Origin of the sequence: Ochrobactrum sp. AP1BH01-1 (assembly GCF_018066705.1) — a bacterium.
Taxonomy (GTDB): domain Bacteria; phylum Pseudomonadota; class Alphaproteobacteria; order Rhizobiales; family Rhizobiaceae; genus Brucella.
In genome coordinates this window covers 321,847-333,706 of the sequence record NZ_JAGPOU010000005.1, presented here as the reverse complement: position 1 = coordinate 333,706, position 11,860 = coordinate 321,847, and the positions used below count along the sequence as shown (strand labels likewise).

Genomic DNA, 11,860 nt, shown 5'->3' with positions numbered 1-11,860 from the left:
TGTTAAGAGGGCCACAATCCCTCTCTCCTATGCTTGAGCATATCCGAAATTAAAGCGCGTTCCCAAAAACCAGCGCAATCGGAACAGCGAGGAGCATGCGATGCCGACATTGATGACGCGTTTCATGAAGAACAGGGCCGGTTCGACAGCGATCGAATATGCGCTGATCGGCACGCTCGTTTCCATTGCGATCATAAGCGGCGTCGCGCTCATGGCTGGCAGTGTCGGCGAAAAATTCAGCGATACGGCCAGACAGTTCGAACAGGCGACAAACCGCTAATCGATAACGCGCAATTGCGTGCATATGGTGGAGTTACGGGCGACGCGGGGGCATCGGCAATGACAGCAGCAGCCATGACAGCAATCTTCGCTCTGGCGATGGTCACGGCCATGGTCACCGACCTGACGTCGATGACGATCCGCAACCGTGTTTCCATCGGTCTGACACTCGGTTTCTTTCTGCTCGCGCCACTTTGCGGCATTTCCCTTTCCGATTTCGGCTGGCATCTGGCGGTTGGCGGCATCGCGCTCGTCATCACCTTTTCGCTCTTCTGCCTTCGCGCCATGGGTGGCGGCGACGCCAAGCTGATCGCGGCGACGGCCTTGTGGTACGGCCCCAATCCCAGCCTCGTGGATTATCTCGTGATGGTTTCGATCCTCGGCGGTGTGCTCACGCTCACGATCATCCTCTACCGGATGGTGCCGCGCCCGCTTCTGGCTGACCGCCTTGCCTTCATGGGGACGCTCGCCCGCAAGGATGTAGGCATTCCCTATGGCATTGCGCTTGGCGCTGCCGGTCTCTGGACATTTCCGCTGTCGCCGGTCGGAGAAGCAATGAAAGCCTATATGGCGGGAGCATTCTGAGCGCTTTGACGCACAACGCCTACGTGTAATTTCAATCTTTCTTTATGTGAATAAGATTATATTAACCATAATTACACGATTGCCAGTGCAATTTTGGAACACGTCATCAAGGCGTGGGGATTTGCGCGGGGCATATCATGAAATCAGCTCGACTGCTCATTTTAGGAGTAGCCGTTCTTGCGGCTGGTGGCGCTGGCTATATTGCCATGAACCTCGCCGCGCCGCCGCCTGCACCCGTCGTCGCCGCGCCTGAAGCACCGCAGATCAAACTGGAGGACGTGCTCGTCGCCACCGAAAATCTGGGTGTCGGCGCAGAACTGACGTCGCAGATGCGCTGGCAACCCTGGCCCGCGGAGGCAATCAGCGAAGGCTATATCACCCGCGCGAGCGAACCCGATGCCATCAATCAACTGAGCGGCGCTACGGTCCGGCTCCAGTTCTTCACGGGCGAACCGATCCGCAAGGCCAAACTCATCGGCCCCGGCCAGAGCTTCATGTCGTCGATCCTGCCGCCGGGCATGCGCGCTGTTGCGACGCAGATCAACGCCGAAAGCTCGGCAGGCGGCTTCATTCTTCCCAATGATTTCGTCGATGTCATCATGACCCGCCGCAAGCCCGACAATGGCGACAAGTCGCTCACACCCTTCACCACCGAAACCGTACTGCAGAATGTGCGTGTTCTGGCCATCGACCAGGCCATTCAGGAAGACGAGCAGGGCCGCAAGGTCATGGTGGGCCAGACCGCGACGCTGGAAGTTACGCCGGAACAGGCTGAAATCATCACCGTCGCCCAGCAGATGGCCGACCGCCTGACGCTGGCGCTTCGCTCGACACAGGATGTCGAGGACAGGGATATCAAGCAGGCCGACTATCTGGTTTCCTCGCCCACCCGCAGCGGGACGGTCAAGGTCATCAAATCCGGCAGCGTTACAGAAATAGGACCGCGCTCATGAGAAAGACAAACCGCGTGCGCCCGTATTCCGCAAAGATCGCACTGTTTGCCAGTGCGCTGGCGGCCTTTTCCCTGCCGCTTGCCGACATGGCTGCAATGGCGGCGGCTGGCATCGTCAAGGTAGGCAGCCAGCAGCGTTCACAGACGATCAAGCTCGGGCTCAACAAGTCGGTGGTTCTCGACCTTCCGCAGGATGCCTATGACGTTCTCGTCTCCAATCCGGCAATAGCCGATGCGGTGACGCGCACGTCGCGGCGCATCTATCTTTTCGGCAAGCAGGTCGGACAGACCAATATCTTCGTTTTCGGTCCGAACGGCGAACAGGTCGCGTCGATCGATGTCGAAATCGAGCGGGACGTGAGCGGGCTTTCGTCCCAATTGAAGCGCCTTATTCCGGGTTCCGATATTCGCGTCGAACTGATCAACGATAATGTGGTGCTGACCGGAACGGTACAGACCCCGCAGGATTCGGCTAAGGCGGCGAAGCTTGCCGGTCTTTTCGTTTCCGGTGGCGAAGCAACAACCGGTCAGTTCACCACGACTGCATCCGCGCCAACGGATGGCGGCGGTGTGGCCATCAATAATCCCGATCGAGGCCGCCGCGAGAGCGCCATCGTCAATATGCTCACCATCGTCGGCGAGGATCAGGTGACGCTGAAAGTCACCGTCGCCGAGGTCAGCCGCTCCGTCATGAAGCAGCTTGGCGTCAACATGACGGGCAGCGGCGTATCGAACGGCATTTCCTATGGCGGAATTTCCGAGAATATCGCAGGCGCCATTGGCAACAACCTGTCCGATACCGGGTTCGGCCTCGCGACGAGCAACTTTTCCGCCTATCTGCGGGCGATGGAATCGGCAGGCGTGATGAAGACCCTCGCCGAGCCGACGCTGACCGCAATTTCCGGTGAAAAGGCGGCTTTCAATGTCGGCGGCGAATATAATGTCATCAACAGCGTGACCTATGATGACGACGGAAAACGCACCAATCAGCTGGCCAAGATCAATTACGGCATCGGTCTGGAATTCATGCCGACCGTGCTGGGGCCGGGACGTATCAGCCTGAAAATCAGAACCTCCGTCTCGGAGCCGACGACGGAAGGCGCGGGCACGACAAACAAGATGGAAGGCGTGGGCGCGAGCGTCCTGTCGCTGCGAAAGCGCGTCGCCGACACGACGGTCGAACTTCCGTCCGGCGGTTCCATGATGATCGGCGGCCTGATCCGCGATGAAGTGCGCCAGTCGGTTTCGGGCTTTCCGGGCCTCACCAAAATTCCGGTCCTTGGCGCATTGTTCCGCAGCAAGGATTTCATCCGCAACGAATCCGAACTGGTTGTGATCGTCACGCCTTATCTGGCGCGCCCGGTCGCCCGCCAGCAGCTTGCGCGGCCTGACGACAATCTCAACCCCGCCAGCGATGGCGCGGGATACATCCTCGGCAAGGTCAATCGCGTTTACGGAACGATGGAAACCAAATTGCCGCCCGGTCGCTACAACGGCGTCGTCGGTTATATCTACAAGTGAGCGGGACAGATCATGACCTATTCAGTCAGAAGCTTTTGCAGGATTTCCACCCGATCAGCACTCGTTGCCCTGTCGCTGGCCCTTGCAGGCTGCGCGAACCGCCAGCACATCACCGTGGGTGCGCTGCCGGACGATTACCGCACCAACCACCCGATCACGATTGCCGAGCGGGAGCAGGTTACCGATATTCCGATCGCACAGGCCGACCGGAAGCTGAGCCCGATGCAGCGCGGCATCGTTCAGGGCGCAATCGCAAACTACCGGCGCAACGGCTCCGGCATGGTTTATGTTCTGGTGCCTTCGGGCGCGTCCAATCAGGCCGCGGCCTATCGGCTGAGCACGGAGGTGTCAGCAACACTGCGGCGCAGCGGCATCAAGGCGAACAATATTGCCATTGAAAACTATCCGGTCGAAAGCCCGGACGCGGCCGCGCCAATCCGCATCAGCTATTATGCGATAACGGCTGGCACGACGCCGTGCGGTCGCTGGCCGGATGACCTCGCCAGCACACCTGAAAACAAGCACTACGCCAATTTCGGCTGCGCCTCGCAGAACAATCTGGCCGCGCAGGTAGCCAATCCCGCCGATCTTCTGGGGCCGCGCACCATGTCGCCAATCGATTCGGATCGCGCGACGGCACGGCTCAACGGCAATCAGGGCTATGTGAAAATGTCGCCTGCACAGACGGACAACTGGCAGGAAATCCGCAGCCAACAGGCCGAGTATTAAGAGGGCGCCATGAGCAACTTCGCGTTCGAACCGGAGGAAGAAGCACTAGGCCCGGAAACAGGTCGTGCGCCGATCATGCTCGAAAATGTGCGCCCTATTCCGCGCATTTCCATCCAGGCATTCTGCGTGAACGAAAGCGTGGCCATTCCCATCGAACGCGCAGGCGGCGACCGGCGCATGGCTAAAACCCATCTGAAGGTCATGATGGGCGGCATTGCGGCTGCAATCGAATTCTATCAGACCGCCTCGACACCCAATCTGATCATCGTCGAATCGGCGTCCGAACCCAATGTGCTGCTTGAAGAACTGCAGCAGCTGTCAGAGGTCTGCGATCCCGGCTCGAAGGTCATGGTCATCGGTCATTCCAACGAGGTCTGGCTCTACCGCGAATTGCTGCGCCGGGGCGTCTCGGAATATATCGTGGCGCCCGTGTCGCTCGCCGACATTCTGGCCATCGTATCTTCGATCTTCCTCGATCCCGGTGCGGAACCGCTTGGCCGTTCCGTCGCCTTCATCGGCGCGAAAGGCGGCGTAGGCGCGTCGACCATCGCCCATAATGTCGCCTGGTCGATCTCCAATATGTTCCGGCACGATGTCGTGCTGGCAGACATGGACCTCCCCTTCGGCACGGCCAATATCAATTTCGATCAGGACCCGACGCTCGGCATTGCCGATGCCGTCTTTTCGCCGGAACGCATTGATGAGGTCTATCTCGACCGGCTGCTCGTCCAATATGGCGACCATCTGTCGATCCTCGCCGCACCTTCGAGCCTGGAGCGGACATTCGATTTCACGGAAGATGCCTTTGCCGAACTGATCGACGTTGCCCAGCGCAATTCTCCGCTGGTCGTGCTGGACGTGGCGCATGGCTGGAGCGGATGGACGCGGACGACCTTGATGCGCGTCGATGAAGTCGTGATCGTCGCGACGCCAGATCTTGCCAATCTTCGCAATACGAAGAACCTCCTCGACACGCTGGCTCAGTTGCGCCCCAACGATGTGAAACCGCATCTCGTCCTGAACCAGATGGGCATTCCGAAACGGCCGGAAATAGCACTCGCCGATTTTACGGAACCGCTCGGCATCGATCCGATCGCCACCATCGATTTCGATCCGCAGCTTTTCGGCAATGCAGCCAATAATGGCCGGATGATCGCGGAGACCAATCCGGAAAGCCCGGTTGCCGAAGCCATCAGCCACATTGCGCATGTCGTGACCGGCAGGGCCGATGTGCAACCGCGCAAGAAGAGCGGCATAGCGAGCCTTCTCGGCAAGTTTGCACGCAAGACCAAGTAACGGCAGGGAATCATGTTCGGCAGAAGAGGCAACGATACGGGAAACAGGCCGGAAAGCGGAACGCGTCCGCCCGCGCCCAAACCAGCCGCGCCCGCTGCCACGCCCGCACCGGCCGTGCAGCCATCTCGCATGCAGGCTGCCCAACCGGTCACGCCCTCCAAAACGTCGGGGCAGACCAGTACGCGTCAATCCAGCACCCAGGGACGCGAAAAAACTGAAAGCTATTACGATACCAAATCGCAGGTCTTCTCAGCGCTGATCGATACGATCGATCTGTCGCAATTGTCCCGCATGGCGCCCGATGCCGCGCGCGAGGAAATCCGCGACATCGTCAATGACATCATCGCCATCAAGAACCTCGTCATGTCGATTGCCGAGCAGGAAGAACTGCTCGACGACATCTGCAACGACGTGCTGGGCTATGGTCCGCTGGAGCCGCTTCTTTCTCGCGACGACATTGCCGACATCATGGTGAACGGTTCGCGCCGCACCTATATCGAAGTGGACGGCCTGCTGCAGGAAACCGGCATCCGATTCCGCGACAATCAGCAGCTTCTCAACATCTGCCAGCGTATCGTGAGCCAGGTGGGACGCCGCGTCGACGAATCGAGCCCGATCTGCGACGCCCGCCTGCCGGACGGTTCCCGCGTCAACGTCATCGCGCCCCCGCTGTCGCTTGACGGCCCTACCCTGACAATCCGCAAATTCCGCAAGGACAAGCTGACGCTCGACCAGCTGGTGCGATTCGGCGCCATATCCAATGCCGGGGCGGAACTGCTGCAGATCATCAGTCGCGTGCGCTGCAATGTTATCATTTCCGGCGGCACGGGTTCGGGCAAGACCACGCTTCTGAACTGCCTGACACGCTATATCGACACGCACGAACGCATCATCACCTGTGAAGACTCGGCAGAACTGCAATTGCAGCAGCCCCATGTCGTGCGTCTGGAAACCCGCCCGCCCAATCTTGAAGGCGAAGGCGAAGTCACCATGCGCGACCTGGTGAAGAACTGCCTGCGCATGCGTCCCGAACGCATCATCGTTGGCGAAGTGCGCGGACCCGAAGTGTTCGATCTCCTGCAGGCCATGAATACGGGTCACGACGGTTCGATGGGCACGATCCATGCCAACAGCCCGCGTGAATGCCTCAACCGCATGGAAGCCATGATCGCCATGGGCGGCTATGTGCTGCCGCAAAAGACGGTGCGCGAGATCATCGTCGGCTCGGTCGACATCATCATTCAGGCGGCACGCCTGCGCGACGGCTCGCGTCGCATCACCCATATTACGGAAGTGGTGGGACTGGAAGGCGACGTGATCACCACCCAGGACCTCGTTCTCTACGATATCAAGGGAGAAGACGCTTCCGGTCGCATTCTCGGCAGCCATAGCTCGACCGGTATCGGACGTCCCGCCTTCTGGGAGCGCGCCCGCTACTATAATGAGGACAGCCGTCTCGCCTCCGTGCTCGACAGCATGGAAAGGGCCAATGCATGACGGGGCCCGCCAGCATTGTGATGTTCGTGGTGCTTGCTGTCGTCGCTTGTGCTGCTTTGTTCTACGCGCTCTTCTATGACAAGCTCGGTAAGAAGAACCATGCAACGCGGCGTCTTGAAACTGTGCGCAACAGCGGTTCGGAACGGGCGATAACACGCAGCGAGCGCGACAGAAACGCCGACATCCAGAAGCGCCGCAAACAGCTGCAGGACAATATCAAGGATCTGGAAGCCCGGCAGAAGCAGCGTGAGAAGAACCAGAAATACCCGCCGCTCCGCATCCTGCTGACGCAGGCGGGGCTCAATCTCACCTTGCAGAAATTCTATCTTTATTCCGGTGCCTCGGCATTTTTCGCCACTTTCATCGCGCTACTTTTCGGCGCGCCGCTGCTTTTCCTTCCCGGTGTAGCGATTGCCGGCTTCTTCGGTCTGCCGCGCTGGTTCGTGCTGCAAAAGCGCAAGCAGCGGCTGAAGAAATTTCTCGAGGAATTTCCCAACGCGCTCGATGTCATCGTGCGCGCTACTCGCGCCGGGCTGCCGCTCAATGACGGCTTGCGGCTCATTGCGAGCGAGGCGGTGGAACCGGTCAAGAGCGAGTTCAAGAAGGTCGTCGAAGCGCAGCAGATCGGGCTTTCCATCCCCGAAGCGGTCGGCAAGATGCCCGATTCCATGCCCTGCCCGGAAACCAACTTCTTCGCTATCGTCATCCAGATACAGGCACAGGCGGGCGGCAATCTTTCCGAGGCGCTCAACAATCTTTCAAAGGTTCTGCGCGACCGCAAGAAGATGAAGGCGAAGGTCAATGCGCTTTCCATGGAAGCCAAGGCTTCAGCTGCGATTATCGGCGCCTTGCCCTTCATCGTCATGGTTCTCGTCTATCTGACAAGCCCGCTCTATATGACGCTGCTTTTCACGTCATCGACCGGCCATATGCTTCTGGGCATCGCAGCCGTGCTGATGCTGACCGGCATCTTCATCATGAAGAACATGATCAACTTCGATATGTGAGGCACCGGATATGTTTTCTCTCCTCACACTGAAATTGTCCGATCCGCAGTTTCTGATCGGCGCGCTGATTACGGTCGCGGTTTTTGCAACCGTGGTGACCATCCTCCTGCCGGTACTGAGCGGAAACGCGCTCAAATCGCGCATGAAATCGGTCGCCACCGAGCGCGAGGCCATTCGCTCGCGCGAGCGGGCCCGCCTTGCAGCCGAAAGCGACCGTCGCAGCAGTCTGCGTCATCAGCAGAAGCAGGGCATCCGGGAATTCGTGGAAAGGCTCGATCTCAAACGCGCGCTGGCCGACGAAAAGACGATCGCTTCGCTCAGGCAGGCGGGCTTCAGAGGGCAAAACCCGCTCAACATTTTCCTGTTCCTGCGTTTCGTGCTGCCTTTCGCGGCAATGACCGTTGCCGCAATCTACATTTTCATGCTTGGCGTGCTCGCCGATCAAACCTTCTTCGTCCGCCTTCTCGTCTGCATTTTTGCTGGCTATGCTGGCTTTTACGCGCCCAACCTCTATGTCTCGAACCGCGCAACCAAGCGCAAGCAGTCCATCCGTCGGGCATGGCCCGATGCGCTCGACCTGATGTTGATCTGCGTTGAATCGGGCATGTCAACGGAAGCTGCCTTTCGCCGGGTGGCCGACGAAATCGGCATCCAGTCCGTCGAGCTGGCCGAAGAACTGATGCTGACCAATGCCGAGCTTTCCTTCCTGCCGGAACGCCGTCAGGCCTATGAAAATCTCGCCAATCGCACCGGTCTGGACCCGGTGAAATCGGTCACGCAGGCACTGATTCAGGCAGAGCGTTACGGCACGCCGGTTGCGCAGGCGCTGCGCACGCTTTCTCAGGAAAGCCGCGACCTGCGTCTGCTGGAAGCCGAAAAGAAGGCTGCGGCCCTGCCGCCGAAACTCACCGTTCCGATGATCGTTTTCTTCCTGCCCGTGCTCTTTATCGTCATCCTTGGTCCGGCCTTCATCCAGATTTCGGCGCAAGGCGGATTGTTCGGCGGCAACTGATAAAAGAGGGTTCAGCCCTTCGGCTTGTCCTTGAGCATGTTCCAGGAGTTCTGCTGCGCGAGCATGGAACGAAGATAATCCGTATTGGCCTTGGCCTGTTGCGGAGAAATCTCTTGCGCGGCAATCGCCTCGGCTTCCTGAAAGCGGCCTTGCAGACCGACCGACAAAGCGAGATTCTGGCGCACGCGGCTGTCGGCGCCGGGCGCGGCTGCTGCCTGTTTAAAATAGGTTTCCGCTGTCCGCGCATCACCCGCCAGAAGATAGGACATCCCCATATTGGAGATGATCGACGGTTCATTCGGCTGAAGCTGCAGCGCCTTCTGGTAGGTCGCGCGGGCTTCTTCCCGCTTGCCCATCTGGTCGAGAATGGCACCTTCAGCGGAAACCAGTTTCCAGTCTGGATAGGCCGGGTTCTGCGCGCGACGAACGGCGTCGAGCGCTCCGTCAAACTGGCCTGCACCGGCAAGCGCCTTGCCATAGGCGGCAAGAACAGCCTGATCCTTCGGGTAGACAATGACGAGCGCCCGCATGACAGCCAGCGCCTGATCGTTACGGCCAAGACGCGTCAGCACATTGGCATAGTTGAGCGCCGTCTGGCGATCCTTGGGATTACGTTCATACTGCGCGCCAAGCCGCCCGGCCATGGCTGCAAGCTGCGCGTCGTTCATGTGATCGAAAGTGGCGACCGTTGCTGCGCGACGGACCGAGCCCGTTGTCGTCCGGTCGACGGATGTGCAGCCGGAAAGAAGCAATGCTGAAAGAACGCAGGCGAAGCCCAGACGTGTTGCGATAGCGTCTTTTCGAGCGATGTTCAGCATCCCACCTCTCCTGCTAAAGCGTGTCGTGCATCCAACATGCTCTAGTCTCTTGTTCTCATGCATGTCTTCATCCCGAAACCTTTCGGGAGACATGATCAAGGCCGGACGATGCGCCCATGCCCCCTCAAGCCCAATTCCTGCTAAATCAATAATCTGTTAACCCTAATGATTGGTTAACAAAGCGATTGCGGTTTTGGTTTCCGCACGGCAATAATCGCGCTATCCGTTTGTTTTAGCGCATCTTGTCCGAAAATCGTTTCACACTTTTCGGCATGCGCTATCTGCTTGTTTTTATGAACTTCCGACAAAATCCCAGCGCTTTTGCCGGACAGCGTTTACTGGCCAGAAAGAGCATCATGTCTGTCGAACTTCTTTCCCGAAAATCCGAACAAAGCCGTCCGATCTGGTTTACGCCGAAAGGCGGGCTGGAAACTTCCGGCCTTCCTCCTGAGGCAATTGCGTGGGCCAAAGCCAATGGCTTTGACGGCGAAGCCGGACGTGTGCTCGCCCTCCCCGGCGCGGGCGGTTCGGTATCGGGTGCACTGTTTGGGACCGGCGACGGGGAAATAGGCGGCCAGTCGCAGCTTCTGGCCGGAAAGCTCGCGCGCAGCCTCCCGGAAGGAGACTGGCATATAGAAGGCGCAGTCGACGATGCAGCGCTCGCGGTTCTGGGCTTCCTGATGGGCGGCTATAATTTTACGCGTTATCGCAAGGCAAACGGCAAGGCGATTCGCCTCGCCCTGCCGGATGGCGTGGATGAAGCCGAAATTCGCCGCATCGCCAGCGCGGTGACGCTGGTGCGCGACCTCATCAACACGCCGACCAACGATATGGGGCCGGATGCCCTCGAAAACGCCGCCCGTGAACTGGCGAAGAAATGCAATGCCGATATTGCCGTCACCGAAGGCGATGCGCTTCTGGAGAAGAATTTTCCGATGATCCATGCGGTCGGTCGCGCTGGCGCCATTGCGCCGCGCCTGATCGATCTTGGCTGGGGCAAGGCAGGCGATCCGAAAATCACGCTGGTCGGCAAGGGCGTCTGCTTCGACACCGGCGGTCTCGATATCAAGCCGGCAAGCGGAATGCTTCTCATGAAGAAGGACATGGGCGGGGCCGCCAATGTGCTGGGTCTCGCCTCCATGATCATGGACGCACAACTGCCGGTGCGGTTGCGGGTCCTCATCCCGGCGGTGGAGAATTCGATTGCCGGTAATGCCTTCCGGCCGGGAGATGTGCTGCAAAGCCGAAAGGGCCTGACCGTCGAAATCGGCAATACAGATGCGGAAGGCCGACTGGTCCTCGCCGACGCGCTGGCACTTGCCGATGAGGAAGAGCCTGAACTCGTGATCGACATGGCGACGCTGACGGGGGCTGCGCGTGTCGCGCTTGGTCCAGACCTGCCGCCATTCTATACGCATGATGACGGGCTTGCCGCTTCCATCGCCCAGTGCGCGGATAGGACAGCGGACCCTCTGTGGCGAATGCCGCTCTGGAAACCCTATGCGCAAAAACTCTCCTCGCGGATTGCCGACATCAACAATGTTACAACCGACGGCTTCGCCGGATCGGTAACGGCAGCCCTCTTCCTCAGCAAATTTGTCGAAAAAGCCAAGGCATGGGCACATTTCGACATTTTCGGCTGGGTGCCGGTCGAAAAGCCTGCCTCTCCGGTCGGTGGCGAGGCGCAGGCCATTCGCGCTCTTTACCAGCTTTTGAAGGAACGCTACCCGGCGCAATGAATCTCCTTGCCTGAAACGCAGAAAGCAGATTGAATAAAACGGTTCCGAAACAATCCCTGTTCGGGTGGAGCCGGATGCCAATTGAGCTGAAGCCGTTGCAGGCCCTGACATTGCTGAGAACCCTGTCGCTGGAACAGGTGCGCGACGAGATGCCCGATCTCACCACGCGGCAGGCAGCCATTCTCCTCACCATCTATCTGGAGCCCCCGCCGCATACGGTGCGGGGACTTGCGGCAAAACTGAACGTTACCAAGCCGGTTATCACCCGCGCGCTCGACACAATGGGCGCGCTTGAGTTCGTCTCCCGGCATCGTGATGAAAAAGACCGACGAAATGTGCTAGTAAAAAGAACGGTCGCCGGTGCACTTTATGTTGAAAGACTGGGTGATCTGGTGATCGCCAAAGCAAGGGAGTTACCACTTTGA

The 11,860-nt window shown here is 59.0% G+C and carries 12 protein-coding genes; 11 read left to right on the top strand and 1 reads right to left on the bottom strand.

The genetic code is table 11. From position 1 onward, the window contains the following. The first annotated feature begins 100 nt into the window (after positions 1–100). The 9 genes from J9800_RS19425 (at position 101) to J9800_RS19385 (ending at position 8,878) form a co-directional block, all read left to right on the top strand. A complete protein-coding gene (locus J9800_RS19425; RefSeq protein ID WP_112588518.1) occupies positions 101–280 on the top strand; it encodes a Flp family type IVb pilin in 180 nt (59 codons plus the stop codon). 59 nt (positions 281–339) lie between these two features. Continuing rightward, positions 340–864, top strand: a complete 525-nt coding sequence (locus tag J9800_RS19420) for an A24 family peptidase (protein WP_114214397.1) — start codon at positions 340–342, stop codon at positions 862–864. 137 nt (positions 865–1,001) lie between these two features. Continuing rightward, positions 1,002–1,817 (top strand): Flp pilus assembly protein CpaB, encoded by an 816-nt coding sequence (gene cpaB / locus J9800_RS19415; RefSeq protein ID WP_114214398.1) that lies wholly within the window; start codon positions 1,002–1,004, stop codon positions 1,815–1,817. Beyond that, a complete protein-coding gene (locus tag J9800_RS19410; RefSeq protein ID WP_114214399.1) occupies positions 1,814–3,337 on the top strand; it encodes a type II and III secretion system protein family protein in 1,524 nt (507 codons plus the stop codon). Before cpaB ends, J9800_RS19410 begins: the two co-directional genes overlap by 4 nt. 12 nt (positions 3,338–3,349) lie before the next feature. Next, on the top strand, positions 3,350–4,066 hold the full coding sequence (locus tag J9800_RS19405; protein WP_114214400.1) for a CpaD family pilus assembly protein: 717 nt from the start codon (positions 3,350–3,352) through the stop codon (positions 4,064–4,066). 9 nt (positions 4,067–4,075) lie between these two features. Continuing rightward, complete coding sequence (locus tag J9800_RS19400; RefSeq protein WP_114214401.1) at positions 4,076–5,362, top strand: CpaE/TadZ family protein; 1,287 nt, start codon at positions 4,076–4,078, stop codon at positions 5,360–5,362. A gap of 12 nt (positions 5,363–5,374) precedes the next feature. After that, entirely contained in the window at positions 5,375–6,859 is a 1,485-nt protein-coding gene (locus J9800_RS19395) for a TadA family conjugal transfer-associated ATPase (RefSeq protein WP_114214402.1), read from the top strand. Then, complete coding sequence (locus tag J9800_RS19390) at positions 6,856–7,866, top strand: type II secretion system F family protein (RefSeq protein ID WP_112588504.1); 1,011 nt, start codon at positions 6,856–6,858, stop codon at positions 7,864–7,866. The genes J9800_RS19395 and J9800_RS19390 overlap by 4 nt, the downstream gene beginning before the upstream one ends. Positions 7,867–7,876: 10 nt before the next feature. Beyond that, entirely contained in the window at positions 7,877–8,878 is a 1,002-nt protein-coding gene (locus J9800_RS19385) for a type II secretion system F family protein (protein WP_114214403.1), read from the top strand. An 11-nt stretch (positions 8,879–8,889) separates the two neighbouring features. Here J9800_RS19385 and J9800_RS19380 read toward each other — a convergent pair whose 3' ends face one another. After that, positions 8,890–9,696 (bottom strand): tetratricopeptide repeat protein, encoded by an 807-nt coding sequence (locus J9800_RS19380; RefSeq protein WP_114214404.1) that lies wholly within the window; start codon positions 9,694–9,696, stop codon positions 8,890–8,892. 356 nt (positions 9,697–10,052) lie between these two features. Between J9800_RS19380 and J9800_RS19375 the strand changes: the two genes are divergently transcribed. Then, on the top strand, positions 10,053–11,435 hold the full coding sequence (locus tag J9800_RS19375; protein ID WP_114214647.1) for a leucyl aminopeptidase family protein: 1,383 nt from the start codon (positions 10,053–10,055) through the stop codon (positions 11,433–11,435). A gap of 74 nt (positions 11,436–11,509) precedes the next feature. Further along, entirely contained in the window at positions 11,510–11,860 is a 351-nt protein-coding gene (locus J9800_RS19370) for a MarR family transcriptional regulator (RefSeq protein WP_109987099.1), read from the top strand.